The organism is Nonomuraea sp. NPDC049269, from assembly GCF_043197155.1.
Classification (GTDB): domain Bacteria; phylum Actinomycetota; class Actinomycetes; order Streptosporangiales; family Streptosporangiaceae; genus Nonomuraea.
The window spans coordinates 544,257-569,467 of record NZ_JBICSO010000011.1 but is presented as its reverse complement, the minus strand read 5'-3'; the positions used below and the strand labels follow the sequence as shown (position 1 = coordinate 569,467).

The 25,211-nt window shown below is 69.2% G+C and carries 33 protein-coding genes; 24 read left to right on the top strand and 9 right to left on the bottom strand.

Features of this window, described 5'->3' with window-relative positions; genetic code table 11:
• Nucleotides 1-484: 484 nt before the first annotated feature.
• The 13 genes from ACGFNP_RS52145 (at nt 485) to ACGFNP_RS52085 (ending at nt 11,500) form a co-directional block, all read left to right on the top strand.
• Nucleotides 485-802, top strand: a complete 318-nt coding sequence (locus tag ACGFNP_RS52145; RefSeq protein ID WP_393331147.1) for a hypothetical protein — start codon at nt 485-487, stop codon at nt 800-802.
• Nucleotides 799-1,941 (top strand): MFS transporter, encoded by a 1,143-nt coding sequence (locus tag ACGFNP_RS52140; RefSeq protein ID WP_393331144.1) that lies wholly within the window; start codon nt 799-801, stop codon nt 1,939-1,941. The genes ACGFNP_RS52145 and ACGFNP_RS52140 overlap by 4 nt, the downstream gene beginning before the upstream one ends.
• Nucleotides 1,942-2,054: 113 nt before the next feature.
• Entirely contained in the window at nt 2,055-3,569 is a 1,515-nt protein-coding gene (locus tag ACGFNP_RS52135) for an ABC transporter substrate-binding protein (protein WP_393331141.1), read from the top strand.
• Nucleotides 3,566-4,477 carry an ABC transporter permease gene (locus ACGFNP_RS52130; RefSeq protein ID WP_393331139.1) on the top strand — a complete coding sequence of 304 codons (912 nt, stop codon included), beginning with the start codon at nt 3,566-3,568 and terminating at the stop codon, nt 4,475-4,477. Before ACGFNP_RS52135 ends, ACGFNP_RS52130 begins: the two co-directional genes overlap by 4 nt.
• Nucleotides 4,474-5,232 (top strand): ABC transporter permease, encoded by a 759-nt coding sequence (locus ACGFNP_RS52125; RefSeq protein WP_393331137.1) that lies wholly within the window; start codon nt 4,474-4,476, stop codon nt 5,230-5,232. Before ACGFNP_RS52130 ends, ACGFNP_RS52125 begins: the two co-directional genes overlap by 4 nt.
• The gene (locus tag ACGFNP_RS52120; RefSeq protein WP_393331134.1) at nt 5,219-6,661 is read left to right on the top strand and encodes an ABC transporter ATP-binding protein; all 1,443 of its coding nucleotides are present in this window, start codon (nt 5,219-5,221) and stop codon (nt 6,659-6,661) included. The genes ACGFNP_RS52125 and ACGFNP_RS52120 overlap by 14 nt, the downstream gene beginning before the upstream one ends.
• Nucleotides 6,651-7,172, top strand: a complete 522-nt coding sequence (locus ACGFNP_RS52115) for a GNAT family N-acetyltransferase (protein WP_393331131.1) — start codon at nt 6,651-6,653, stop codon at nt 7,170-7,172. Before ACGFNP_RS52120 ends, ACGFNP_RS52115 begins: the two co-directional genes overlap by 11 nt.
• 211 nt (nt 7,173-7,383) lie before the next feature.
• Nucleotides 7,384-8,370, top strand: coding sequence for a permease (locus ACGFNP_RS52110; protein WP_393331129.1), 987 nt, complete (start codon nt 7,384-7,386; stop codon nt 8,368-8,370).
• Nucleotides 8,367-9,062, top strand: coding sequence for a TIGR03943 family putative permease subunit (locus ACGFNP_RS52105; RefSeq protein ID WP_393331126.1), 696 nt, complete (start codon nt 8,367-8,369; stop codon nt 9,060-9,062). Before ACGFNP_RS52110 ends, ACGFNP_RS52105 begins: the two co-directional genes overlap by 4 nt.
• Nucleotides 9,063-9,095: 33 nt before the next feature.
• The gene (locus ACGFNP_RS52100; RefSeq protein WP_393331124.1) at nt 9,096-9,374 is read left to right on the top strand and encodes a hypothetical protein; all 279 of its coding nucleotides are present in this window, start codon (nt 9,096-9,098) and stop codon (nt 9,372-9,374) included.
• Nucleotides 9,375-9,422: 48 nt separating this feature from the next.
• Entirely contained in the window at nt 9,423-9,611 is a 189-nt protein-coding gene (locus tag ACGFNP_RS52095) for a hypothetical protein (RefSeq protein ID WP_393331122.1), read from the top strand.
• Between the two features lie 135 nt (nt 9,612-9,746).
• A complete protein-coding gene (locus ACGFNP_RS52090; RefSeq protein WP_393331120.1) occupies nt 9,747-10,772 on the top strand; it encodes a permease in 1,026 nt (341 codons plus the stop codon).
• Complete coding sequence (locus tag ACGFNP_RS52085) at nt 10,769-11,500, top strand: TIGR03943 family putative permease subunit (protein WP_393331117.1); 732 nt, start codon at nt 10,769-10,771, stop codon at nt 11,498-11,500. The genes ACGFNP_RS52090 and ACGFNP_RS52085 overlap by 4 nt, the downstream gene beginning before the upstream one ends.
• 171 nt (nt 11,501-11,671) lie before the next feature.
• On the opposite strand, the gene ACGFNP_RS52080 is transcribed toward ACGFNP_RS52085, so the two are convergent.
• A complete protein-coding gene (locus tag ACGFNP_RS52080; RefSeq protein WP_393331114.1) occupies nt 11,672-12,664 on the bottom strand; it encodes an LLM class flavin-dependent oxidoreductase in 993 nt (330 codons plus the stop codon).
• Nucleotides 12,665-12,866: 202 nt separating this feature from the next.
• Here ACGFNP_RS52080 and ACGFNP_RS52075 point away from each other — a divergent pair, with 202 nt between their 5' ends.
• From ACGFNP_RS52075 to ACGFNP_RS52055, 5 genes are all read left to right on the top strand, one after another.
• Nucleotides 12,867-13,253, top strand: coding sequence for an SCO5389 family protein (locus ACGFNP_RS52075; RefSeq protein ID WP_393331111.1), 387 nt, complete (start codon nt 12,867-12,869; stop codon nt 13,251-13,253).
• Between the two features lie 77 nt (nt 13,254-13,330).
• The gene (locus ACGFNP_RS52070; RefSeq protein ID WP_393331108.1) at nt 13,331-14,878 is read left to right on the top strand and encodes an ABC transporter substrate-binding protein; all 1,548 of its coding nucleotides are present in this window, start codon (nt 13,331-13,333) and stop codon (nt 14,876-14,878) included.
• Entirely contained in the window at nt 14,875-15,804 is a 930-nt protein-coding gene (locus ACGFNP_RS52065; protein WP_393331105.1) for an ABC transporter permease, read from the top strand. The genes ACGFNP_RS52070 and ACGFNP_RS52065 overlap by 4 nt, the downstream gene beginning before the upstream one ends.
• Nucleotides 15,801-16,586: an ABC transporter permease gene (locus ACGFNP_RS52060; protein ID WP_393331102.1), complete on the top strand. Its 786-nt coding sequence runs from the start codon at nt 15,801-15,803 to the stop codon at nt 16,584-16,586. The genes ACGFNP_RS52065 and ACGFNP_RS52060 overlap by 4 nt, the downstream gene beginning before the upstream one ends.
• A 91-nt stretch (nt 16,587-16,677) precedes the next feature.
• Nucleotides 16,678-17,106: a Fur family transcriptional regulator gene (locus ACGFNP_RS52055; RefSeq protein WP_393331099.1), complete on the top strand. Its 429-nt coding sequence runs from the start codon at nt 16,678-16,680 to the stop codon at nt 17,104-17,106.
• A 43-nt stretch (nt 17,107-17,149) separates the two neighbouring features.
• Here ACGFNP_RS52055 and rpmF read toward each other — a convergent pair whose 3' ends face one another.
• Genes rpmF through rpmG form a run of 5 tightly spaced genes read right to left on the bottom strand, consistent with a single transcriptional unit; the run spans nt 17,150 to nt 18,261 of the window.
• Nucleotides 17,150-17,317: a 50S ribosomal protein L32 gene (rpmF, locus tag ACGFNP_RS52050; RefSeq protein WP_393331096.1), complete on the bottom strand. Its 168-nt coding sequence runs from the start codon at nt 17,315-17,317 to the stop codon at nt 17,150-17,152.
• Nucleotides 17,318-17,319: 2 nt separating this feature from the next.
• Nucleotides 17,320-17,619 (bottom strand): 30S ribosomal protein S14, encoded by a 300-nt coding sequence (gene rpsN, locus ACGFNP_RS52045; RefSeq protein ID WP_393331093.1) that lies wholly within the window; start codon nt 17,617-17,619, stop codon nt 17,320-17,322.
• A complete protein-coding gene (gene rpmB / locus ACGFNP_RS52040) occupies nt 17,619-17,855 on the bottom strand; it encodes a 50S ribosomal protein L28 (RefSeq protein WP_393331090.1) in 237 nt (78 codons plus the stop codon). The genes rpsN and rpmB overlap by 1 nt, the downstream gene beginning before the upstream one ends.
• Nucleotides 17,855-18,100 (bottom strand): type B 50S ribosomal protein L31, encoded by a 246-nt coding sequence (locus tag ACGFNP_RS52035; RefSeq protein WP_393331088.1) that lies wholly within the window; start codon nt 18,098-18,100, stop codon nt 17,855-17,857. The genes rpmB and ACGFNP_RS52035 overlap by 1 nt, the downstream gene beginning before the upstream one ends.
• On the bottom strand, nt 18,097-18,261 hold the full coding sequence (gene rpmG / locus ACGFNP_RS52030; protein WP_349452821.1) for a 50S ribosomal protein L33: 165 nt from the start codon (nt 18,259-18,261) through the stop codon (nt 18,097-18,099). Before rpmG ends, ACGFNP_RS52035 begins: the two co-directional genes overlap by 4 nt.
• 73 nt (nt 18,262-18,334) lie before the next feature.
• Between rpmG and ACGFNP_RS52025 the strand changes: the two genes are divergently transcribed.
• The 6 genes from ACGFNP_RS52025 to ACGFNP_RS52000 all read left to right on the top strand — a co-directional run bounded on the left by ACGFNP_RS52025 (nt 18,335) and on the right by ACGFNP_RS52000 (nt 23,750).
• The gene (locus tag ACGFNP_RS52025; RefSeq protein WP_393331085.1) at nt 18,335-19,477 is read left to right on the top strand and encodes a CobW family GTP-binding protein; all 1,143 of its coding nucleotides are present in this window, start codon (nt 18,335-18,337) and stop codon (nt 19,475-19,477) included.
• Complete coding sequence (gene rpsR / locus ACGFNP_RS52020) at nt 19,474-19,701, top strand: 30S ribosomal protein S18 (protein ID WP_364552150.1); 228 nt, start codon at nt 19,474-19,476, stop codon at nt 19,699-19,701. The genes ACGFNP_RS52025 and rpsR overlap by 4 nt, the downstream gene beginning before the upstream one ends.
• Nucleotides 19,702-19,927: 226 nt before the next feature.
• Nucleotides 19,928-20,725, top strand: coding sequence for a metal ABC transporter solute-binding protein, Zn/Mn family (locus tag ACGFNP_RS52015; protein ID WP_393331082.1), 798 nt, complete (start codon nt 19,928-19,930; stop codon nt 20,723-20,725).
• A complete protein-coding gene (locus ACGFNP_RS52010; RefSeq protein WP_393331079.1) occupies nt 20,722-21,564 on the top strand; it encodes a metal ABC transporter ATP-binding protein in 843 nt (280 codons plus the stop codon). The genes ACGFNP_RS52015 and ACGFNP_RS52010 overlap by 4 nt, the downstream gene beginning before the upstream one ends.
• Nucleotides 21,561-22,439 carry a metal ABC transporter permease gene (locus ACGFNP_RS52005; RefSeq protein WP_393331076.1) on the top strand — a complete coding sequence of 293 codons (879 nt, stop codon included), beginning with the start codon at nt 21,561-21,563 and terminating at the stop codon, nt 22,437-22,439. The genes ACGFNP_RS52010 and ACGFNP_RS52005 overlap by 4 nt, the downstream gene beginning before the upstream one ends.
• A gap of 189 nt (nt 22,440-22,628) precedes the next feature.
• Nucleotides 22,629-23,750 (top strand): IS630 family transposase, encoded by a 1,122-nt coding sequence (locus tag ACGFNP_RS52000; protein ID WP_393331190.1) that lies wholly within the window; start codon nt 22,629-22,631, stop codon nt 23,748-23,750.
• 31 nt (nt 23,751-23,781) lie between these two features.
• Here ACGFNP_RS52000 and ACGFNP_RS51995 read toward each other — a convergent pair whose 3' ends face one another.
• Genes ACGFNP_RS51995 through ACGFNP_RS51985 form a run of 3 tightly spaced genes read right to left on the bottom strand, consistent with a single transcriptional unit; the run spans nt 23,782 to nt 25,108 of the window.
• Entirely contained in the window at nt 23,782-24,291 is a 510-nt protein-coding gene (locus ACGFNP_RS51995; RefSeq protein ID WP_393331073.1) for a DinB family protein, read from the bottom strand.
• Nucleotides 24,288-24,785 carry a hypothetical protein gene (locus ACGFNP_RS51990; RefSeq protein ID WP_393331070.1) on the bottom strand — a complete coding sequence of 166 codons (498 nt, stop codon included), beginning with the start codon at nt 24,783-24,785 and terminating at the stop codon, nt 24,288-24,290. The genes ACGFNP_RS51995 and ACGFNP_RS51990 overlap by 4 nt, the downstream gene beginning before the upstream one ends.
• A 50-nt stretch (nt 24,786-24,835) precedes the next feature.
• The gene (locus ACGFNP_RS51985) at nt 24,836-25,108 is read right to left on the bottom strand and encodes a substrate-binding domain-containing protein (RefSeq protein WP_393331187.1); all 273 of its coding nucleotides are present in this window, start codon (nt 25,106-25,108) and stop codon (nt 24,836-24,838) included.
• Between the last annotated feature and the right edge of the window lie 103 nt (nt 25,109-25,211).

Sequence of the window (25,211 nt, the reverse complement as noted above, 5' to 3'; positions counted from 1 at the left end):
GTTCCCATTCTGCGTTCGTTAAATCACCACGACCCATACACCAATCGTGACAACATCACCACAATTAGTCAGCAGATCTAAGAAACAGCTCTTAGACGTCTGCTCTAAACGGGGGGCGCGGGGGTGTGCCCTCGGCATGGACATCGAAGCCACTCGATCGTGAACGGCCGAGAACTACGTGTGCCACGGCCGCTCATCCGCGCCTACAGGCAGGGATTGATCAGAGTCCATTGAGCTGACCTGGTCACCGGGTATCCGGCCGTTCCGTCGGGGCCCGGTGACGGTCTCATTTGGCGGTGACCGCTCATGTCTGCGCCCTCACAAACGATCTCCCGGACGTGACGGCGGAGCCGATCGAGCAGTAGCAGATCATGAGCCCTAGCAAAGCAATTTGAAAATCGTTATCGTTTCCTCCAGAATGATCCGTGCTGTCCGCAGTGGTGGATTTGGGTGGCTATGCAGTCATCCGTGGAGAGGAACGTACGTGAGATCAGTCGCGAGAGCGGCTCAGCCAGTCGTGGCGGGGTGCACGGCCGCAGCGCTGCTTGTCAGCCCGGCGATCGCGGAGGAGCCGTCGGCCCCCGCCAAGAGGCAGGCCGCACCGGCCTCTATCCGTACGATCACCCTCGCCACCGGTGACGTCGAACGGTTGCCCACGTTCGCCGATGGCCGGCAGGGCGCGGTGATCGACAACGACACTGACAGCTGGCAGATCACAGGTCTCCTCCCGAAGGGCGCGACCAAGCTCGGCGCCGGCTTGTCAGGGATCTGGCTGGTGGGCATGGTGGTCGGGACGGCGTGAGAGAGCTTTCCTGGGCCGTGCGACTGCTGCTGGTCAACCAGTTCGGCGTCAACACCGGCTTCTACCTGCTGGTCCCCTACCTCGCCACTCATTTCACCAAGGATCTTGGCCTGTCCGCCGCAGTGACCGGTGTCATCCTGGGGGTGCGCAACCTCAGCCAGCAGGGGCTGTTCCTCGTCGGAGGCTCTGCGGCCGACCGGTTCGGCGCCCGGTGGGTGATCATCGCCGGGTGTGCGGTGCGCGTCGTCGGGTTCGCTCTGTTCGCGTTCGGCGTCACGGTGCCGCTGCTGCTGGCGGCCGCCGTGCTCAGTGGGCTGGCCGGAGCCTTGTTCAATCCGGCCGTTCGCGCGTACATCGCCGTCGATGCTCCCGACAAGGCCAAGGCGTTCGCGTTGTTCAACGTATTCGCCCAGGCGGGAGCACTGTGCGGGCCGGTGCTGGGTGGTGTGTTGCTGCTGGTGGACTTCCAGGCCGCCGCGCTTGCCGCCGCAGGGATCTTCGCAGTGCTGACCGCCGCTCAGGCACTCGTTCTGCCCGCACGCGAAGTGCCGCCCAGCGGCTCCTCCGTACTGGGCGACTGGCGGCGGTGCCTGGGCGACCGGCGTTTCCTTGCCTTCATCCTGGCCCTCAGCGGTATGTACGCCCTGCAGAACCAGCTCTACCTAGTACTGCCGCTGGCCGCGGAGCAGGCGACCGGTACGCCTGGCTCGGTTGCGCTTCTGTTCCTGGTCTCCACCGTGGCGACCCTGCTTTTCCAGATGCGGATCACCAAGTGGCTTGAGGCGGCAACGAGCCGAGCCCGCGCGATGGCGCTGGGGCTGGCTGTGATGGGGGCCGGGTTCCTCGCGCCCGCCGTGCTGCCGGGACTCGTACCGGTACTGGGGGCGGTGCTGGCGCTGGCCTTCGGCGTGATGATGGCGCAGCCGTTCGTGTACGAGCGGATCGGCCAGTTCGGCGGCGAGTCACTGACCGGCACCTACTTCGGCATGTTCTACCTGGTGTCCGGGGTGATCGCCGCCGCTAGCACCGCGCTGATCGGCTGGGCGGGCGCGGCCGGGCCCGCGGTGTGCGTGGCCATCGGACTGGCCTGCGCGGCTGCCGTGCTGGTCCAGGAACGGCGTACGACGGCACCGGCATGAACGTCCTCACCGACTGTCCCCCTCTGTTCGACCAGCCAGAGCCTCGCGCGACGGCCCGCCCCTGCCCGCCGACCGACTCCATCTCGTCCCCTGCCTCGTGAAGGACTCTCACCATGCATGATCATCTGACCCGTCGTGGCTTCCTCGGCCTGACCGCCAGCGCCGCCCTGCTCACCGGGTGCGGCACCGGCACCGGCTCCTCTGGTGGCTCCGGAGGGAGGCTGCGCGCCGTGTTCGCCGGCGGCGGCGCCACCGAGGTGCTGGACCCGCACCTGGCCAATCTGTTCAACGAGGCCGCCCGCGCCAAGGCCCTCTACGACAAGCTCGCCGACCTCGGCCCGGACGTCTCCCCGCAGCCCCGCCTGGCCGAGAAGTGGGAGCCGAACGCCGACTTCACGCTCTGGCGCGTCACCCTGCGGCAGGCGCGATTCCACGACGGCCGGCCGGTACGGGCCCAGGACGTGCTGGCCAGCTACGCCCGGATCACCGATCCCGGCAAGACCTTTCGCGCCAAGTCCAGCCTCGCGCTCATCGACCTGCCCAACAGCCGCTCCGTCGACGACCGCACGGTCGAGTTCCGGCTCAAGCGGCCGTTCGCCGAGTTCCCCAACGTGCTGGCCGCGTTCGGCACCTACATCGTCCCCGAGGGAACCCAGGACTTCAGCAAGCCGGTCGGCTCCGGCCCGTTCTCCTTCGTGTCCTGGAAGCCGGGCAGCTCCGTGCTGCTCAAGCGCAACCCGGACTACTGGGAGGGCGCCCCGTCCATCGAGGAGCTGGAGTTCCTCATCGCCAACGAGGAGTCCGCGCGGGTCAACGCGCTGCTGGGCGGGCAGGTCGAGTACGCGCACGACCTCACCCCGGCCACCGCACGCCAGCACGAGGGCCGCGTCACGATCATCCGCGCCCCCAACAGCGCGATGCAGGCCTTCGCCATGAAAGTGGACCGCGCCCCGTTCGACAACAGAGATCTGCGCGAGGCGCTGTTCCTGCTCACCGACCGGCAGCAGCTGGTCGACACCGTCATGCCCGGCTCCGGGCAGATCGGCAACGACCTGTTCGGCAAGGGCTACCTGCACTACGCCTCCGACACCCCACAGCGCACACCCGACCTCGACAAGGCCAAAGCGCTCATCAGGAAAGCGGGAGCGGACGGCCTCACTGTTGAGCTGACCACCTCCGCCGCCGCGGCCGGCTTCGTCGAGGCCGCAACGGTATTCGCCGACCAACTGCGCGCCGCCGGGCTGAAGGCCACCATCGTCAACGGCAGCAAGGACACCTACTGGGCGGACATCCTCGCCAAGGGATCCATCGCCAGCTTCCGCTCCGGGGCCATGCCGATCGAGACCCACATCGCGCAGCGGCTACTGTCCACCTCGACGACCAACGCCACGAAGTGGGCGCGGCCGGAGTTCGACGCGCTCTATGAGACGGCAGTCTCTGCCCGGAACGCCGCTGACCGGGAGGCCGCCTACCTGAAGATGCAGCAGACGCTACACGCCGAGGGCGGGCTGCTGGTGTGGGGCTTCGCCGACTGGATCGTCGCGACGTCGCCGAAGGTGAGCGGGGTTCAGGCGGCGCCCACCAACACCCTGGACTGGGCGCGGTTCGACAAGGCGAAACTGGGTTGAACCTGACCCGCTACGCCGCCCGGCGGCTGGCCGTGGGCCTCCTGCAGATCGCCGGCGTCGCCTTCCTGGTTTTCGTCATGGTGGAGGCGCTGCCGGGCGACGCCGCGGTGGTGCTGGCCGGCGATCAGCCGGATCCCGCGCGGATCGCGCAGATCCGCGCCGAGCTCGGCCTGGACCGGCCCTTCGCGGAGCGCTTCGCCACGTGGGCCGCCAATCTGGCGCGGGGCGACCTCGGCGCGTCACTCGTCTCCGGCCGCCCGGTCGCCGAGATCGTGCTGGACGCACTGACTCCCACCGCCGTGCTGGCCGGGCTCACCGTGCTGCTCCTGGTTCCGCTGTCGGTCCTGCTCGGCGTGGCGGCCGCGCTGCGCGAGGGGAGCCGGCTCGACCAGGCGTTGACCGCGGTCAGCACCGCGCTCTACGCGGTCCCGGAGTTCGCACTGGCCATCGTCCTGGTGACGATCTTCGGGGTGGCCCTGGCGTGGCTGCCCCCGACCGGGCTCGGCGGGCTCACCGCCGCCGCCCTCGTCCTGCCGGTCGTGGTGCTCCTGGTCCGGCCTGTCTGTTCCACCGGGCGGCTCGTCCGCTCCGCGATGATCGACGTGCTGGCCTCACCGTACGTGCAGCACGCCCGGCGTCTGGGCATCGGCTGGTTCGCGCACGCACTGCCCAACGCGCTCGCCCCCGCCGTACAGCACCTGACCCGGACCGTCGACTGGCTGCTCGGCGGCGTCATCGTCGTGGAGGCCGTCTTCGTGGTCCCCGGGCTGGGCAGCGCCCTGGCCGACGCGGTCGGCCAGCGGGACCTGCCCGTCCTGCAGGGACTCGCGCTGCTGTTCGCCGCCACGACCATCCTGATCAATCTGCTCGCCGACGTCGCCGCTTTCCGATTGGCGCCACGCGCATGAGGCTCATCCTGCTCGGCGTGTCCCTGGCCATCGCCCTCGCGGGGCCGTGGTTCGTTCCGGACGAGCTGGTCCGTGGCGCCCCGTTCGCCGACTCGGGCCTGCTCGGCACCGACTTCGTCGGACGCGACGTATGGCACCAGGTGCTCCTGGGCGGGCAGGCCATGGTGCTGACGGCCGTGCTCGCCACCGGCGGCGCCTACCTGCTCGGCACCGTGTGGGGCCTGGCCGCGGCGACCACGCCGCGGGCGCTCGACGAGACCCTGATGCGGCCGCTCGACGTGCTCATGGCGGTGCCGTCGCTGCTGCTGCTCCTCGTGGTGGCCACCCTGGCGCCCGACGGGGCGCTCGTCTGGATCGTCATGCTGATCCATCTGCCCGACATCGCCCGCCTGGTACGCGCCTGCGCCCTGGAGATCGCCACGCGGCCGGCCGTGGAGGCCATGCGGCTGCAGGGCGAGAGCCGGTGGCGGATCACCACCGGATTCGTCGCGCCCTCCATGGCCCGCGTGCTCGTCACCGACGCCGGCACCCGTCTGACCGGATCGCTGTACCTCATCGCCGCCGTGAGCTTCCTTGGCGTCGGAGTGCCGCCGGACGCCAGCGACTGGGCGGTCATGGTCGACCGCAACCGGGGCGGGCTCTTCCTCAACCCGTGGGCGGTGCTCGCCCCCGCACTGCTGATCGTCATGCTCGCCGTCGGGCTGAACCTCACCATGGACCGCATCCTGAAGAGGGCACATCATGATCGAAGTTGACAGGCTGGCGGTCGCACTCCCCGGCCGGATTCTGGTGGACAGGGTCAGTTTCACCCTGCCCGCCGCCAAGACACTGGCCCTGGTCGGCGCCTCCGGCAGCGGCAAGACGACCACCGCGCTCGCGCTGCTCGGCGAGCACCCGCCCGGCGCCCACGTCACCGGCCGGGTCACCGTGGCCGGGCACCAGGTCGCACCCGGGCAACCCCCGCCGCCCGGAATCGTCGGCTTCATCCCGCAGCACCCCTCCACCGCGCTCAACCCGGTGCTGCGCATCGGGAGCGTGCTCCGCCAGATCGCGGCACGGCACGGCACCGGCGTCCCCGACGCCCTGCACAAGGCGCGACTGCCCGACGACCGGAGCTTCCTGCGCCGCTTCCCGCACCAGCTGTCCGGCGGGCAGCAGCAGCGGCTGGTCCTGGCGCACACGCTGCTCGCCGACCCGTCCGTCATCATCGCCGACGAACCCACTACCGGCCAGGACGCCATCACCCGGGCCGAGGTCGCCGCCGAACTGTCCTCACTCGGCGTCGCCGTCGTCCTGCTCACCCACGACCTCGACCTGGCGCGAGAGCTGGCCGACCAGGTCGCCGTGCTCAAGGACGGGCGCGTCGTGGAGTCAGGGCCCTCGGTGCTGGACAGACCGCGCAGCGCTTACGCCAAGGCGCTGGTCACCGCTCAGGCCCACACAGCCGCGACCCGCAGAGAACCGCTTTCGCTCCTGGAGATCACAGGTCTCGGAACGGAGGTTCTGCGGGAGGTGACCCTCGAGGTCACCCGCGGAGAGCGGCTTGCCGTCGTCGGCCGCTCCGGCAGCGGGAAGACGACGCTCGCCCGCTGCGTGGCCGGGCTGCGTGCCTGGACGTCCGGAAGCGTACGGCTGGCCGGCCGTCCGCTGCCGCCCTCAGGCCGCCGGAGCCGCGCCGATCTGGCCGGCGTGCAGTATGTGTTCCAGGATGCCCGGGCCTCGTTCGACCCCCGGCGGGCCGTCGCGGAGCAGATCGCCAGGACCGCTGTACGGCTCCGCGGGCTGGCCGCTCCAACCGCGCTTGAGGAGTCCTTCGAGACCCTGGCCTCACTCGGGCTGGACCGCGAGACCGCACGGCGACGCCCGGACAGGTTGTCCGGCGGAGAGCTGCAGCGCGCCGCGCTGGCCCGTGCCCTGCTCGCCCATCCGGACGTGCTGATCTGCGACGAGATCACCTCCGGGCTGGACCCCATCACCCAGGCGGAGGTCCTCGACCTGCTCACCGATCTCGACCTGACCCTGATCGTCATCACCCACGACCTGCCCATGGCCGCACGCATCGCCGACCGGATCGCGATCATCCACGAGGGCCGCCTGATCGAACACGGCCCGGCGGATCAGGTGCTCCGCCGCCCCTTCCACCCCTTCACCCAGCCACCAGAGGAGTCTTCCCATGCCCTATGACGTCCGCCCAGCCCGCCCCGAAGACCTCGACGGCGCCCGCAGCCTCATGCTCGACACCTTCTACCGGGAATTCGGCTACGGCTACCGCCCGGAATGGCACCACGACGTGATCGACCTGGAAGGCGCCTACCTCGAAACACCCCGGCACACGCTGTTCGTCGCCGTCCACGGCGACGAGGTCGTGGGCACGACCGGAGTGCGGGCCGTGGGACCGAAAAGCCCCCCGCACCCGGCTTGGCTCGCCGAACGATTTCCCTCAGGCAGCACCGCCCAACTGTTTCGCGTCTACGTACGCCCCGCGCACCGCCGCCGTGGCCTCGCACGGGAACTGGTGAAGCGAGCATGCACCTACGTCGCGTCCACTCCCGGCTACACCCGCGTCTACCTGCACACCGACACCCGCGTCCAGGACGCCGAGCCCTTCTGGAGATCCATCGCCGTCCCGATCCACGACGACCGCGACGGAGACCCGTCCCGCTTCCAGACCCTCCACTTCGAGATCCCGCTATGAGCCCTGCCACTGCAAAAAGCCGCGGATCACGCTACGCTCAGCGACGCGCCTGAACCTGCGCGGGTCACAACCCCAACCAGCGAATGCCACGCCATGCGGGCACCGCCCACGAGCACCGAGTACACGCTTCGCAAAAGCGAGGTGCTTGGCACAGCGGCGTGAGTTCCGATATGGCTGCAAGGCGGGCATAGTCGCTGACAGCATGGCGCCCATGCCTTCTCCCCAGACTCTTGAGGCACCACCCGGCCCCGAGGCCCATGGCACGCAGCGGACGCGCGTCGCCGTGCCCTGGCTGTTTTTGGTCATCATTGTGGCGTTGCTGGCCGGCCGCCTGCTGTTCGGTCCTCAGTCGGCCTCGCCCGCGTTGCAGACGTGGGCGACGGTCTTCGTCGCCATCTGCGTCCAGGCGCTGCCTTTCCTGGTCTTCGGCGTCGCGCTGTCCGCAGCGATCTCCGCTTTCGTACCCGCCTCGTTCTGGACCAAGGCGCTGCCCAAGCGTCCGGCGGTGGCGGTGCCCGTGGCGGGGATCGCCGGGGCCGTGCTGCCCGGCTGCGAGTGCGCGTCCGTCCCCGTCGCCTCGGGGCTGATATCGCGGGGCGTGACGCCCGCGGCGGCGCTGGCCTTTCTGCTCTCCTCGCCGGCGATCAACCCTGTCGTGCTGGTCGCGACCGCGGTGGCGTTTCCGGGCGAGCCGCTGATGGTGGTGGCCCGGTTCACCGCCTCGCTGGTCGTGGCCGTCGCGGCGGGGTGGCTGTGGCTGCGGTTCGGCCGGACCGAGTTGCTGCGGATCCGACGGCATGAGCACTCCTCGTTCGTCGAGGCGATGCGGCACGATCTGTTGCACGCGGGCGGGTTCCTCATAGTCGGCGGTCTGGCCGCGGCGACGCTGAATGTGACGGTGCCCCGGGAGTGGCTGACCACGGTGGCTGATGTTCCGTGGTTGGCGATCCTGGTCCTCGCGGCGCTGGCGGTGCTGCTGTCGATCTGTTCGGAGGCCGACGCGTTCGTGGCCGCCTCGCTGACCGCGTTCTCGCCGACGGCCAAGCTGACGTTCCTCGTGGTGGGGCCGATGGTGGACCTGAAGCTGATCGCCCTGCAGGCGGGGACGTTCGGGAGAGCGTTCGCGGTCCGGTTCGTGCCGCTCACGTTCGTGCTCGCCGTCACCGTGAGCGCCGTAGTGGGAGGGATCCTGCTGTGAGCCGTCTGTCCCAGAATCTCGTGCTCGCCCTGCTCGGCGGCGTGCTGCTACAGATCTCCGCTTTCTCCACCGAGTACGTGAACTACGTCAAGCCCGGTTTCCGCCCCTTCCTCATCGCGGCCGGGGCGGTCATCGTGCTGGTCGGGCTCGTCGGGCTGATCCAGGAGATCCCCCGGTTCCGGCCAGGGCACGGCCACCACCATGGCGGCCCGCGCGTGGCCTGGCTGCTCTGCCTGCCGGCGGTCGCGGTCGTCATGATCGCTCCGCCCGCGCTCGGGTCCTTCGCCGCCAGCCGTACGGAAACCGAGGCGGAAGCCGCGGCCCCACTACCTCCGCCCGCGAAGGTCACCTCGGTCAAGCCCAAAGGCAAGCCGGTCGACCTGCTCCTCGGTGAGTACATGTCCAGATCCTGGGAGGACGACAAGACCCTCGCGGGCAAGACCCTGCGGATGACCGGCTTCGTCACACCGTCGAAGAAGAAGGACCGCTGGTACGTGACGCGCATGCACATCAACTGCTGCGCGGCGGACGCGTACGCGTTGAAGGTGGCGGTGCTCGGCGCGCCGCAACCGGCGGCCGACTCGTGGGTCGAGGTGAGCGGCACCTGGGTCAAGATCAAGCCGGACCAGACGCCCGTGCTCAACGCCACCGGCGTACGGTCGATCCCCAAGCCCGAACAGCCGTACCAGTGACCCAGCAACCTCCGTCGCCTTGACCGGCGCGCCATGCATTACAAAACCCGGGAACTGCACCAACGCGTCACGGTGCTCCCAGAAGGGCTCCTGGAGGCCGTGCTGCCGGAACATCTGGGGGCCGTCGTCGCGATGAACATCATCGGCCACTTCGACCCCGGCGAGCGGCGGCAGATCTGGCGGCTGCTGGCCGAACGGCTCATGCCGGGTGGCCGGGCGGTGCTAAACCTGCAGCCGCCGGGCGAGCCGGTGCCGGCCCCAGAGTTCCGTGGCGCTGAGGTGCAGGTCGGGCGACGCGCGTACGAGGGCTGAGGCCAGGCCGAGCCCGCCGGACCCGACCGGCTCACCTGGCACATGACTATGACCTATCGCACCTACCAGGACGGCCAGTTGGTGGACGAGGTGGGGGTCAGCTACGACTGGTGGCTACTCGGCCAGGAGCGGCTACGGGCAGAGGTGGACGAGCTCGGCCTGAGCCTGGACAGCATCGGCCCGGCGAACCTCGGCATGTACGCCATCAGCCAGGAAGGCATCGCACGCACGGGATGACCAGGCCAGGCTTCTCGCAAGAACCCCGGCCCCATGTCTGACGGCCCCGCATCCGGCTTCCAGCGAAAACCGCGACAAAACGCGCTACTCTGCTGCCGCGTACCGGTAGTACCGGACACCGGGCAGGGAGGGCCGATGGCGCAGGAAACCCCGGTGGACTGGGCCGGGGCAGAGGATCAGCTGCCGCCGGACACGTGGGGGCGCAGGCCTGCCCGTGAGTCGTGGCTGCCGTGGTCGTTCGTTTTCCTGGTCGCGCTCCTTGTGGCGGGCCGGGTTCTGCTGGCGCCGTATCTGACGGCGCCGGCGCTGCAGACGTGGGCCACCATCTTCGTCGCGGTGTGCGTGCAGGCGTTGCCGTTCCTGGTGTTCGGGGTGGCGTTGTCGGCGGCGATCACCGCGTTCGTGCCCGCCTCGTTCTGGACCAGGGCTCTGCCGCGCAAGACCTACGCGGCGGTGCCGGTGGCCGGGGTGGCGGGCGCGGTGCTGCCCGGGTGTGAATGTGCCTCGGTGCCGGTGGCCTCGGGATTGATGGCGCGGGGTGTGGAGCCGGCCGCGGCGTTGGCGTTTCTGCTCGCCTCGCCGGCGATCAATCCGGTCGTGCTGGTGGCCACCGCGGTGGCCTTTCCCGGCAATCCGGAGATGGTGGTCGCGCGGTTCGGAGCCTCGCTGGCTGTGGCGGTGCTGGCCGGTTGGATCTGGGCGCGGTTCGGGCGGAGCGAGTGGCTGCCGGTGCCTCGCCGTACGGCGGCGCCCGGGCAGAGCAAGGGGGGCGCCTTCGTGGACTCGATGTGCCACGACCTGCTGCATACCGGCGGGTTCCTGGTCATCGGCGGGCTGACCGCGGCGACGCTGAACGTGGTGGTCCCCCGCTCATGGCTCACCTCCGTGGCCGGTGTTCCGGTGGTGTCGGTGCTGGTGCTGGCGCTGCTGGCGGTGCTGCTGTCGATCTGCTCGGAGGCCGACGCGTTCGTGGCCGCCTCGCTGACCGCCTTCTCCCCCACGGCCAAGCTCGCCTTCCTGGTGGTGGGGCCGATGGTCGACCTGAAACTGATCGCGTTGCAGGCGGGGACGTTCGGGCGGGCCTTCGTCTGGCGCTTCGTGCCGCTGACGCTGACGCTGGCGATCGGCGTCAGCTTCATCACGGGATGGGTGCTGCTGTGAAACGCCAGACGCAGAGCCTGATGCTGCTGATCCTCGGCGGAGCGCTGCTGAACATCTCCGTCTTCTCCGGAACGTACGTCAACTACGTCAAACCGGGCTTCCGGCCCCTGCTCATCGGAGCCGGGGCGGTGCTGGTGGGCCTCGCTCTGGTGGCTTTCGTCCGGCAGTGGCGCAACCACAGCGAGCCCGCGCACGACAACGGCCAGGGACACGGCCACGACCATGGGCATGGGCATGGGCCGCGAGTGGCGTGGCTGCTGGCCGTGCCCGTGTTCGCCATCGTGCTGGTCGCGCCCCCCGCGTTGGGCTCGTTCGCGGCAGGGAGCGAGGACGACGCGCCCGCGCCGCGCCCGCCCACCCCCGTGGCCTACCGGCAGCTCTCCGACAGCGTGCCCGAGCTGGCGCTCGGCGAGTTCATCGGGCGCGCGTACGACCCGGCCGGCACCTCGCTCGCGGGCCGGCAAGTCAAGCTGACCGGCTTCGTGGTGCCTTCCAAGAAGAAGAATCGCTGGTACGTCACCAGAATGCAGATCAGCTGCTGCGCCGCCGACGCCCTCGCCCTGAAGGTCGCGGTCCAGGGCGTCCCCGCACCAAGGGAGAACTCCTGGGTCCAGGTCACCGGCGAGTGGATCCCATGGAAGGGCAAGATCCCCAACGGCTACGTGATCCCCGACATGTCCGCAACCGACGTCACGAAAATCGACCAGCCCGCGGAGCCGTACGAATAACGCTCACACGACGCCTTCTTCCATCTCGCTCGCCGTGGATCAGTAGGGAACTGCTGTGCATCGGCTGTCACAGAGCCTCATGCTGCTCCTGCCCCCTCGGGGCACAGGCCCTCAACCAGAAGCCCCAGCTGGTGGCCTGCCAGAGGCCTTCCTCCGGTGGCCGGTCCGCTCTCACACACGACCAGAGGCTTTGACCCGCGGCAGTACCTCCGCCCCCAGCCGTTGGATGTTCTCGACGGTGCGGCTGTGGTCGCCGGTCCCTTCGACCATGAGGATCAGGTGTTTCACTCCTGTCGTCTGCGCTGTGCGGATGATGGAGTCCACGCAGTGGTCCGGGGAGCCGACCGGATGGGTCCGGGTGAGGAAGGTGACGTAGTCGCCCACCTCACGCTGGGGTCGTAGGCGGCCGTCCACCGGCACGTAGCCGGCCAGGCCGGGTGTCAGCCAGGCGGGCAGGGTCCCTTCGAGATGCCCGATCGCCTGCTCGGTCGAGTCGGCCACGTGGGCGAGTGCGGCTGCCACGTGGTCGGTTCTGGTGCCTCCACGGGCCTGGTAGGCGGTGATGACGGCGGCTTTCTGGGCGTCGCCGATGTGCATGCCCAGCAGCATCGACAGGTTCCGCGCCGCCGCCAGGGCCACCGTGTCGTCCGATGTGCAGGCCACGACGGGACGGAGCCTGGCGGCGGGCACCATCGGGACCTGCCTGAAGCGGAAGAACTCCCCGTCCGCCGACACCTGATCGCCTGAGAGAGCCGCTGTAAGGACATCGAGGGATTCGGCGAAGCCGCGTTCCAGACGGTCCAGGCCGGTGCCGAACACCTCCAGATCGACCCACGGGCCGCCGCGGCCCACGCCGAGCGTGAACCGGCCGCCTGACAGGTGGTGCAGCATGGCCGCCTCCTCCGCCAGGGCGACGGGGTGACGGGTGGACAGCACGCTGACCGCGGTGCCGAGCCCGATGCGGGCCGTCCGCCCGATGGCGACCGCCGCCAGTGTGGTGGCCGAAGGGCAGACGCCGTAGGACATGAAGTGGTGCTCGGCGATCCAAGCGTCGTCGAAGCCCGCCCGCTCCGCCGCCACAACGAGCTCGATCGTATCCGGCAGTATCCGGGTCGGATCCTGGCCGGGAAACTGCGCGGCGATGAGGAAGACGCCTATCCGCATCCACCGATGATGACCGACATGAGCTGGCGCACGCAGGCGAGCTTGGCGAACCGTGCGGCTGCCGCGAAGGCGACCTCCAGGTGGCCGGCCGGCGCCCGCACACAATCCGGTAGCGATAGATCCCAGCACTGTCTCCACTCGGCCAATGGAGAGCGGGAGCCGGCCATGCCTAATGTCTGATTGATTCGTTTTGGGAGGAAGCATGTCACTGACCGTTCCGAACGATCTTCTCGACCAGGCCAGAGCCGGTGGGGTGGACGACGCGGCGTTCGTCGCATGCGTCCGGGAATCGCTGCCCTACGCCTGGTCGGTGATCAGCGAGCTGGTCGAGCAGCGCGACAAGACGGGCGTCGTATTCGCGGACAACCAGACGCCTCCACCCGACGAGGCCGCTCGCGGCCAGCTCCTGCGCTGCCTCGCAAGCGACGCCATGCGCGGCGCACTCGAACGGCACTTCGGGGTGCGGCTCGCGTTCCAGAACTGCCACCGCGTCGCCGTGTTCGACCCGACCGCCACCGAGGCCCTGCGCGACTTCATCACGCCAAGAGCACAGATCCTCAACCAGAAACCGGAACTCGTCGACTGCTGATAGAGGGCCCCACCTTCCAGTCAAATGTGATTATGGTTATCGTTTGCATCCTGTTCAGAACTTGATGGGAGATCAGGGTGCGAAGACGAGCCGCGATCATGCTGATGGTGCTCTTGGGGGTGGCCCTCTCGGGGTGTGGTGGCCAAGAGCCCGCAGGGCCGGGCGGGGAGCAGCTCACCCTGGCGGCCCCACGGGACCTGGTCGCCGGTCCCCAGGATCCGTACTTCACACACCAGACGTTAGGGGTGTGGGAACCCCTGGTGAGCGTGGACGACAAGCTGCGGCCCGTCCCGGCACTGGCCGCCTCCTGGGCCGGCGCGGACCGAGGACGGCGCTGGACGTTCACGCTGCGCGACGGCGTCAAGTTCAGCGACGGGACACCGCTGACCGCCGAATCGGTGGTCGCCAACATCAAGCGGTTCCTGCGGATCGCGCCCCGCCAGTCGGCGTTCTTCAGCCTCGATGCCGGCATGGAGGTGGCGTACGGCAAGCTCGGCGACGTCCGCGCCGAGAACGGCAAGGTGGCGTTCATCCTGAAAGAGCCCGTCGCGGACCTGCCGAGCAGGCTGGCGGGCTTCTACAGCATGGTCCAGTCGCCGAAGGCGTTCACCTCCTCGGGCGACTTCGCCGGCAAGCCGGTGGGTACGGGGCCGTACACGCTGGTGGACTGGACCAAGGGACAGGAAGCGGTGCTCGCCGCGAACCCGCACTACCACGGCACAGCCCCCGCCTACAAGAAGATCGTGATCAAGGTGATCCCGGACGCCAACGCCCGGGCCGCGGCGTTGCGCGCCGGCGAGGTCGACGGGTTGATCGACAAGGGCGCGCTGCTGCCGGGACAGGTCGCCGCGGTGAGCGGCGACAGCGGCTTCCGGGTCCTACGCAGCCCGTCGGTGCTGACGCACTACCTCACATTCAACGCCACGCGTAAGCCGTTCTCCGATGCCCGCCTGCGTGAGGCGGCCGATCTGGCGATCGACCGGCAGGCCGTCGCCGGCACGCTGCTCGCGGGCACGGCCAGGGCGGGTGCGGGGTTCCTGTCGCCGGTCTTCGGCGACCTCGCCGACCCCGACATCACCACAGGGTACGATCCCGGCAAGGCCCGCGAGCTGGTCGCCACCGCGGGGGCGCCTGCCGAGCCGGTCAACATCCTGATCTCCTCCGCTGAGACCGGCCAGTTCCCGTACACCGACATCGCCGAGGTGCTGCGCGCGACCTTGGAGAAGGCGGGCCTGCCCGTGAAGGTGACCGTGGCAGAGGCCACTAAGTCCGTGATGGAGGCAGGGGACTACGACATCTTCCTCAGCGCGTACAGCGTGCCCAACGGCGACGCCGACTACCTGTTCCGCCGGTTCCTGCGCTCCGACGCGTCCTGGAACGTCGAGCGCAGGCTCGGCTACCGCAACGCCGAATTCGACGAGCTCATCGACCAGGCCGCGACGCAGACGCACCCGGCTGCTCGTCGCGACCTGTACCACCGGATTCAGCGACTGCTCGCCACCGACCGCCCGATGATCCCGCTGGCCTACCAGGACAATCCCATCGTGACCGGCAGCAAGGTCAGCGGAGTAACGCAGAGCGTGGCCTACGTGGTGGACCTGGGTAAGCTGGCTCCCCTGAAGTGACGGCCACCATCCTGCGGCGCATCGCGGAGCTCCTGTTCACGCTGCTGACCTTGTCGGTGCTGGTCTTCCTGCTGACCTCGCTGGCGCCGGGTGACCCGGCAGAGGAGATCCTGCGCCGCGGCGGCATCCAGCCGACGGCGCGCAGTGTCACGGCGCTGCGTGCCGAACTCGGTCTCGACCAGCCGATGTTCACCCAGTATCTGCAATGGCTGCTCGGGGTGCTCCGTGGCGACTTCGGCCGCTCCTACACGGATCGGTCTCCGGTGATCACGGAGATCCTCTCCCGAGTTCCGGCGACACTGCGGCTGGCGGGAGCGGCGGCGCTGGTTGCTGTCGTGCTCGCCGCGCTCGTCTCGATCAGGGCAGCGTTCAGGCCGCGCGCGCTTGACAGCCGCGCCATCGCGCTCGTGACGGTGGCGATCACCGGCGTCCCGCCCTACATCGTGGGGATCCTGCTGATCAGCGTGGTGGCTGTCGGCTTGCGCGCGCTGCCCACGGGCGGGGACGGCGGCCCCGACGCTGTGGTGCTGCCCGCCCTCACCCTCGGTTTGGCGGGAGCCGCGACGTTGCTGCGACTGCTGCGGGCCGACCTCGCCAAAGCCTTACGGCTGCCCTTCATCAAGCTCGCCACCGCCAAGGGGCTGCGGCCATGGCGCGTGATCACGGTGCACGCGCTGCGCGCGGCCGCGCCGAACGCCATCACGGCAACGGGCATGGTGCTCGCGGAGTTGCTGGCCGGTGCGGTGGTGGTGGAGACGCTGTTCGCCTGGCCAGGCATGGGGCAGCTCGCGATGTCGGCGATCAGGCAACGCGACCTGCCCATCGTGCAGGCGTACGTGCTGGTCATCGCGGTCACGACCGTGTTACTCCTGGCCCTGATCGAGCTCTGCCTGGCGGTCACCGATCCGCGGGTGCGCCGCCGATGAGGGGCCGCGCCGGCATCGTGCTGTTCACGCTGATCGTGCTGTTCTGCCTGCTCACGCCGATGGTGTCGGGGTACGATCCGCGTGTTCCCGACCTGGAGCGCGTCCTGCTGCCGCCTGGGGCGGATCACTGGCTCGGCACCGACCAACTCGGCCGTGACCTCCTCACCAGGACGGCCTCGGCCGGGCGTTCGTCCCTGCTGTTCGCGCTGGCCGTCACAGCGGTCACCACGGCACTCGGCGCCACGTTCGGCGCGGCGGCGGGACTGGCTGGTGGGCTGATCGACCGGCTGCTGCGCTTCGCCGCCACGATGGCGCTCGCTCTGCCGGGGCTCACGCTGGCGCTCACGCTGGCGGGCGTGCTGCGACCCGGGTACGTCACCGTCCTGGTCGCCCTCGTGCCGCTCGGCTGGGTGAACTGCAGCCTCGTCGCCCGCACGGCCACCCGGCGCGTGGCCTCCGCCGACTACGTGCTGGCCGTGCGGGCCATCGGCGCGTCCCCGCTCTACCTGCTGCGGCGCACCATCGCCCCGCATATCGCCGGCCCCGTCCTGACGGTCGCCACCGCGGACTTCGCCAGAACGCTGATCGCGGTCACGTCACTGAGCTTCCTCGGCATCGGGTTGCCCCCGCCCGACACCGACTGGGGCGGCATGGTGAGCGAGGCCACGCCACTGCTGGTCGCCGCCCCTCGTCTCGCGGTCGTGCCCGCACTCGCCCTCGCCGTGACCGGCCTGGCAGTCGCCCTCATGGTGGACACGCGCCGCGAACCGTCCAGCGCCTAACTCCATCGGCCGACCCGGGCGCGCCACATTACGCGGTCACCGGTAATGAAAATGATTGTCAAGTTCGCCGTTCTTGTCGTACTTTGAGGCGATGAGCCCTTCATCCGCGGCGGGTGCGCTGCTCAAGAACGTCGGCCTGAGTCCCACACGCCAGCGGCGCATCGTCGTAGAGCGGCTCTTCGAGCTGGAACGACCCGTGAGCGCGCAGGCGCTGTACGAGGAACTGCAGGCAAACGGTGCGCAGCTTGGTTTGACGACGGTCTACCGGACACTCAGCTCTCTGGTGGAAAGCGGCCTCGCGCACGTCTTCGAAGATCAAGGAGAGTCGACGTACCGCTTGTGCGGCCCGAACCATCACCATCATCTGATCTGCCAAGCCTGCGGAACGGTGATCGACGGACCTCCGGCACCTGAATTCAGTCTGTGGCTACGGCGCCTGGAGACCGAGCACGACTTCCGGGCCGAACGTCACCACCTGGAGGTCTACGGCACGTGCGGCGCCTGCCGTCTGGCCGAATAGCCTATCGACCGCCGGGTTCGTACGGCCCGACGGTCGGATGGCGTCAGTCGATCGCGATCAGTCCGCGCTGGTAGGCGCGAACGAGCGGGCGGGGAACGCGCAGTTCCCGCCCGTTCATGGTAATCGGAACAAGGTCAGGGACAGTGGCCTTCCACTGGCTGCGGCGGTGGCGGGTATTGCTGCGCGAGGTCTTGCGCTTGGGTACGGCCACGGCTACCAGCTCGCCTTCGTGACGCCGGGCAACTCGCCGCGGTGGGCCATCTCGCGGAAGCGCACGCGCGAGAGGCCGAATCTGGTGAGGTGCCCGCGGGGACGACCGTCGACGGAGTCGCGGTTGCGGACCCGAGTGGCGCTGGCGTCGCGCGGCTGGCGAGCCAGCTCTCTTACGGCATCCGCTCGTTCCTGCGGCGTACCGGTGCGGATGAGTTCCTTCAGCTCGGCGCGCCGTTCCGCGTAGCGCAGCACCACGGCCTTGCGCCGCTCATTGGCGGCGATCTTGCTCTTCTTGGCCATCAGATCTTCTCCCCTCGGGCCCGGATCCGCGCGATCGCCTTGTCGATGCCGATCTTGTCGATGGTCTTGATCGCCTGGGCGCTAAGGGTGAGCCGGACGTAGCGGCCCTCGCCGGGCAGCCAATATCGGCGCCGCTGAATGTTGGGGTTCCACCGTCGGCGGGTGCGCCGGTGGGAGTGGGAGACGTTGTTGCCGAAGACCGGTTTGACGCCGGTGAGCTGGCAGTGCGCGGACATCAGGTCCTTCCGTAGCGCTGGTTGAACCGCTCGACGCGGCCCGCGGTGTCCAGGACGCGGCTGCGGCCGGTGTAGAACGGGTGGCTCGACGAGGACACGTCGACATCGACGACCGGGTAGGCGTTGCCGTCGGTCCACTCGATCGTCTTGTCACTCGCGATCGTGGACCGGGTGAGGAAGGCGAAGTCCGCGCCAGGATCGCGGAAGACGACTGGACGATAGTCGGGGTGGGTGCCCTTCTTCATCGTTCCTCCCGGAACAGCACGTGCTGGCGGATGGTGGGGTCGTACTTGCGCAGGGTGAGCCGGTCGGGGGTGTTGCGGCGGTTCTTCCTGGTCACGTAGGTGTATCCGGTACCGGCCGTGGATCGCAGCTTGATCACGGGACGCACCTCATTTCTGGCCAAAGCGGTTCCTTTCTACTCGCTGAGCTGTGCCATGATAACGAAAACGGTTATCATCTCAACACTGGGAGACTCAGTGCCCACCCCTGCCGTCCTCGTAGCGGGCCTGCATGGCACGGCCCGCGCCGCCACCGTCGAGCGACTGCTCGCCGAGCACCCGGGATCGCTCGCCATCCACCACGACCTGAGCGAGGTCGCCCGGGGACATGTCCGGCGCAGCGTCCGGGACGCGACACGCGTGCTGGACAGGGCCGATGTGCGGCTCGCACACGGCTGCGTCACCTGCACCGTTCGCGAGGATCTGCTACCTCAGCTCGTCCTGCTGGCTCCAACCGCGGCATTGCTGGTCGTGGACCTGTGGGACTCGGTGGAGCCGCGATCGGTGGCCGAGGCCGTCGACTGCGCGGAAGCTCAGGAGGTTCTGCGGCTCACCGCCGTACTCACCGCGCTGGACGCCGAGGCCATGCCCGACGACATCACCCGCGGCGAACGCCTCAGCCAGGTCGGCAGACCCGCGGCCGCCGGCGACCAGCGCTACCTCGCCGAGGTCCTGGCCCGCCAGCTCGAATACCCCACCGGCCTGGTCCTGCACGGCGGCGACGAGGACGATCGGCACCTGTCCCGCGCGGTCCTCACCCACCTCGCCCCTTTCACCGCGATCCACACCATCTCGTCCCTGCCCTCCGTCACCGGAGCCTCGGTGTGCACGGGTGAACTGGCCGAACGCGTGGATCCGGCCACTGCCCAGCTGCCCTGCGACGCGCAGACCGACGAGATCGTCACCGCCGTCTGGCGCAGCCGCCGCCCACTGCACCCGGGCCGCCTGTTCGAGGCCGTCGATGAGCTGGTCACCGAGTCGGTCCGCTCACGCGGCCGCTTCTGGCTGGCCACCCGGCCCGACCAGCTGCTGGCCTGGGACGCCGTGGCCGGCATCGTCTCGGTCGAGGACGCGGGCCCCTGGCTGGCCGCGCTGCCCGAAGCCGCCTGGGAGCTGGTCCCCCCGGCCCGCCGCCTGGCCGCCACCCTGGACTGGCTCCCCGAGCGCGGCGACCGCGTCCAGCACCTCGTCTTCACCGGCCCCGACCTCGACCCCGCCCACTTCCGTACGCTGCTCGACTCCTGCCTGCTCACAGAGGAGGAAGAGCAAGCCGGCCCGGACGCCTGGGCCCGCTACGACGACCCGTTCGCCCCCATCCTCGCCATCAGGGAGAGCGCATGAAGAACCGCCGCGCGCCGCGCAAGAAGCCCAACCCGCTCCTGCACGTCGACCGCATCGACTACAAGGACGTCAACCTGCTGCGCAAGTTCGTCTCCGACCGGGGCAAGATCCGCAGCCGCCGCGTCACCGGCGTCACCGTGCAGCAGCAGCGCCTGATCGCCAAGGCCATCAAGAACGCCCGCGAGATGGCCCTGCTCCCCTACGCCTCCCGGCCCGTGGCCTGACGAAAGCAGCGAGACCTCCCCTTCCGGTATCGCATCCGGAAACAGTGCTACATTAACTTGAAAATCGTTATCATTTCATTGGTGGTCGGATATGAACCCTCCTCTACGCCGCCCGTCCCTGTTCGTACTGGCTGGTCTGGCTTCTCTGGTCCTGACAGCCTGCGGATCTTCTCCCTCAACCCCCAGTGCCGCCGCCTCGGCGCCGACGTCCGCACCGGTCACGGTGGTGGCCTCCACCAACGTGTACGGCGACATCGCCAAGCAGATCGGCGGAGACAAGGTCCAGGTGACCTCGATCATCACCGACCCCGAGCAGGACCCGCACTCCTACGAGGCCAACACGCAGAACCAGCTCGCCCTGTCCAAGGCCAAAGTGGTCATCGAGAACGGCGGCGGCTACGACGACTTCGTCGACACCATGCTCAAGACCGCGAACAACCCCTCGGCCCAGCTCCTCAACGCCGTCACCATCTCCGGCAGGACCGCCCCGGCAGGCGGCGAGCTCAACGAACACGTGTGGTACGACTTCCCCGCGATGACCAAACTGGCCGACCAGATCTCCGCCGCACTGGGCAAGGCCGACACCGCGAACGCCACCACCTTCACCACCAACGCCGAGACCTTCAAGCAGAAACTCGCTAACCTCCAGCAGCGCGAAGCGGACATCGCCAAGACCGCCAAGGGCACCGCAGTGGCGATCACCGAGCCGGTGCCGGGCTACCTGCTGGAGGCCTGCGGCCTGGTCAACGCCACCCCAGAGGAGTTCGCCGAGGCGATCGAGGAGGGCGACGACGTCTCACCCAAGGTCCTGGCCGAGACGCTCGCCCTGTTCAGCGGCAAGAAGGTGCAGGCGCTGGTCTACAACGAGCAGACGGCGGGACCGCAGACCGAGAAGGTCCAGCAGGCCGCCACCGACAACGGCATTCCCGTCGTACCGGTCACCGAGACCCTGCCCGCCGGCAAGGACTACACCGGTTGGATGACCGGCAACCTCGATGCCCTTGGCAAGGCCCTGGGCCGATGACCGAGCAAACCGCCGTGTCACGCACCGAACCGGGAGGCGAGTCCTCCGGCAGAACGGTTCTCGACCTCCAGGACGCGATGCTCGCGTACGGCCAGCGCGTCCTGTGGCGAGACCTCGACCTGGAGGTGCGAAGCGGCGAGTTCGTCGCGGTGCTCGGCCCGAACGGGTCGGGCAAAACCAGCCTGCTGCGCGTCCTGCTCGGTCAGCAGCCGCTGTCGGCGGGCAGGTTACTGGTCGACGGCCGGGCGCCCAGCAGGGGAAGCGATCTGATCGGGTACATCCCCCAGCACCGGTCAGCGGCCACGCACACCCCATTGCGGGCGCGTGACCTGGTACGCCTGGGCATCGACGGGCACCGCTGGGGCCTGCCGCTCGGCGGCGGCCGCGTCCGGCGACGCGTGGACGAACTGCTGACCGCGGTGGGCGCCGCGCCGTACGCCGACCTGCCCCTGGGCCTGCTGTCGGGCGGCGAACAGCAACGCGTACGCGTCGCCCAGGCCCTGGCCACCGACCCGATCCTGTTGCTGTGCGACGAGCCGCTGCTGTCGCTGGACCTCCACCACCAGCAGGCGGTGGCCGCCCTGGTGGACCAGCGGCGGCGCGAGCACGATACCGCGGTGCTGTTCGTCACCCACGAGATCAACCCCATCCTGCGCTACGTCGACCGGGTGCTCTACCTGGCCGAGGGACGCTTCCGGATCGGACCGCCCGAACAGGTCATGACCTCGGCCGTGCTGTCCGAGCTGTACGGCAGCCCAGTCGAAGTGATCCGGGCCCGGGACCAATTCGTGGTGGTCGGCGCGCCCGGCTCCTATGACCACGGCGGTGAAGCCCCATGACCACCGACATTTGGGGCCAGATCTTCAACTACGACAACTACGGCGAACTGCTCGCGCTGGTCACCAACTCGCTCATCGCCGGTGCCGTGTTAGGCGTGGTGGGCGGTCTCATCAGCGTCGTGGTGATGATGCGAGACCTGGCGTTCGCCGTGCACGGCATCGCCGAGCTGTCGTTCGCCGGCGCCTCCGCCGCACTGCTCGCCGGGGTCAGCGTCGCCGCCGGGTCACTGGCCGGATCGATCCTCGCCGCCCTCATGATCGGCGCCCTCGGCATCCGCGCCCGCGACCGCAACTCGATCATCGGCGTCCTGATGCCCTTCGGCCTGGGGCTGGGCGTGCTGTTCCTGGCGCTGTACAAAGGGCGGGCGGCCAACAAGTTCGGGCTGCTCACCGGGCAGATCGTCGCCGTGGACACGCCACAGATGGCCTGGCTGATCGGCACCAGCGCCGTCGCGCTGATCGCGCTCGCCGTCGTCTGGCGTCCTATGGTGTTCGCCAGCGTCGATCCCGAGGTGGCCGCCGCCCGCGGCGTGCCGGTACGCGCGCTGTCGCCCGTTTTCACGCTCATCCTGGGCCTGGCCGTCTCCGTCTCCATCCAGGTCGTGGGCGCGCTGCTGGTTCTGGCACTGCTCGTCACCCCGGCCGCCGCGGCCATGCGAGTCACCGCCTCACCCCGTCTGGTACCGCTGCTCAGCGTCGCCTTCGCCGTCACCTCCATGGTCGGCGGCATCCTGCTCGCCCTGGGCAGCAGCATCCCGATCAGCCCCTATGTCACGACCATCTCCTTCGCCCTCTACCTAATCTGCCGCGCCCTGGGTGCCTTGCGCATGCGCGCCGGCTGGGGGAGCAGGCCAACAGCACAGGCGCACGCCTGACGTCTTCGAGTACGCCGAGGGCTCACCGTTGTTATGGAACCGCGTCGGAACGACTTTCATCGCCGCAACGAAGGGCTCCACGCCAACCCCGTCGTCCATCGCTTAGTGCTGTGACCAGGAAGGTTCACCGGCTTGGTGGTCGGAGCGGTTGGATATGGCGTGTCGTCTGATCCGACTGCTGGAGGTTTGCTGGCTGAGCCTGTCCGTGTGCGCAGGTTGACCGACCAGGAAGGGCAGAAGCTGCAGCAGATCGTGCGCCGGGGCAGCACCAGCTCGGTGCGGTACCGGCGCGCGATGATGCTGCTCACTTCGGCCGGCGGCAACCGGGTGCCTGTGATCGCAAAGCTGGTGCAGGCCGACGAGGACACCGCCCACGACGTGATCCATCGGTTCAACGAGATCGATCTGGCCTGCCTGGACCCTCGGTGGGCGGGAGGCCGTGCCCGCCTGCTCAGCCCTGACGACGAGGACTTCGTCGTGGCGACGGCCACCACCCGCCCGACCAAGCTCGGTCAGCCCTTCACCCGCCGGTCCATCCGCAAACTCGCCGCCTACCTGCGGAAGGTGCTCGGCCGCGTGATCAGGATCGGACGCGAGGCGTTACGGTGCCTGCTCGCCCGGCGCGGGGTCACCTTCCAGCGGACCAAGACGTGGAAGGAGTCGCCCGACCCGGAGCGCGACGCCAAGCTGGACCGGATCGAGGAGGTGCTGGAGCGCTTCCCGGACCGGGTGTTCGCGTTCGACGAGTTCGGGCCGCTCGGGATCCGGCCCACCGCCGGATCGTGCTGGGCCGAGCAGGGCCGGCCCGAGCGGCATCCCGCGACCTACCACCGCACCCACGGAGTGCGCTACTTCCACGGCTGCTACTCGGTCGGCGACGACACCCTGTGGGGCGTCAACCGCAGGAAGGAGGGCGCCGCGAATACCCTGGCCGCTCTGAGGTCGATCCGCGCGGCTCGCCCGGAGGGCGCCCCGATCTACGTGATCCTGGACAACCTGTCCGCCCACAAGGGCGACACCGTCAGGCGCTGGGCGAAGAAGAACCGGGTCGAGCTGTGCTTCACCCCGACCTACGCGTCCTGGGCTAACCCGATCGAGGCGCACTTCGGGCCGTTGCGGCAGTTCACCGTCGCCAACTCCAACCACCGCAACCACACCGCGCAGACCCGCGCCCTGCACGCCTACCTGGGTTGGCGCAACGCCAACGCCCGCCATCCCGACGTCCTCGCCGCCCAGCGCCGCGAGCGCGCTCGCATCCGCAGCGAGAAGGGTATCCGCTGGGGCGGACGCCCCCTCGCCACTGCGGCCTGAAGAACCCGGCGAACCTAATCCGGTCACAGAACTAGCTGGCGTAGGGGCTGCCGCCGAGCCAGGTGGCGCCGTCGATCAGTTCGCGCACCGCGTCCAAGTGACCGCCGTGGCAGGCGACTTCGGTGAGCACGTGGATCAGGATATGCCGCACGTCAGGCAGTCGCCAGGTCGGCCAGATCTCCACGGGCCAAGCGGCGGGCTTCTGTTCGGGTGCCGCGGCGGCGAGCACGGCGTTCGCGCGCGCGATGGCCGCCCGGTAGTCGGCGAAGACCTCCTCGGCGCTCATCCCCTCGGGTACATACCAGTGCGCCTCCACGCCCGCCGTGAGCTGTCCGGCCACATCCGGCTCGCCCGCGATCACGCCGGGGAACCAGAAGCGTTCGACATCCAGGGTGAGATGACGCAGCAATGCCAGGCAGCTCCAGCCGCTGGGCAGCACGGGCCGCCGCAGATCCTCCTCCGAGAGCCCTTCGAGGATCCCGACGACGTGCTCGCGCTGGTGGTCCAGGGCGCCCTTGAGAGCGTCGAGTTCGGCGTTCACCGGGCGGCGCACAGTTCGGCGAGGCGTTCCAGGGTGCTCGCCATTTGCGTCTGCCACCAGGCGCGCCCACTGCCCACTTCCGCGCGTTTGTCCTCCGGCATGCGCGAACCGCCGAAGATCTCGGTCACGATCGTCGCCCCGGCCCCGTCCGGGACCAGGTCGAAGATCCACCGATGGCCCCACGCGCCCCCGGGCGCAGTGGCGTCCGGGTGCCCGCGACCGGGCATCGGCTCCCAGCCGATGCGGCGGTCCGGCTCGTACTCGACGATGTGGTTGTTCATCTCGTAGTCGCCGTAGCGCTCGTAGTGCATCCGCATCACGAAGACGTCCCCGACGCCCGAGACCACGGCGTCGGAGACGCCACCGCGCAGCATCCCCGAGCCGTCGAGGTCCGGGTGCCGACCGGGGTCGGCCAGGATCCGGAAGATGTCCCCCGCCGGGGCGCCGATGCGCCGGGACACCAGCAGCATGGGCTCGCTTGTCGTACTCGTCATCCCTGCGCCTCCGTCAACCGCAAAGCATGAACCTGACTCCGGCCTGGACGCTACACCGGGGGTAAGACAACTCCTGGCCGAGCATGTACTACCCCCATCTCCTCCGTCGGCTGCCGCAGGCTGGTCAGTGGCGGATTGGTATGCCGCGCGATCGGCAGGTCCTCGAAGCCGACCAGCGCCACGTCGTCCAGCACCCGCCGACCCGCCTCCCACAGCGCCTGAAGCGCCCCGGACGTGATATCCCCCGGACAAGCCCGAAAAGCCACACTCGCCGACCGCGGCCGCCGCCATCTCGCAGTTGCCTCCGAGAAGGACTGACCCACCAATCGGGCCTGCGTCCCGGCGCCCGGGCCGCCACGGTCGATCGGTTGCTGCGCCGTCACCCGGGAGCGGTCGCGATCCACCACGACCTGCGCCACGGCGGCA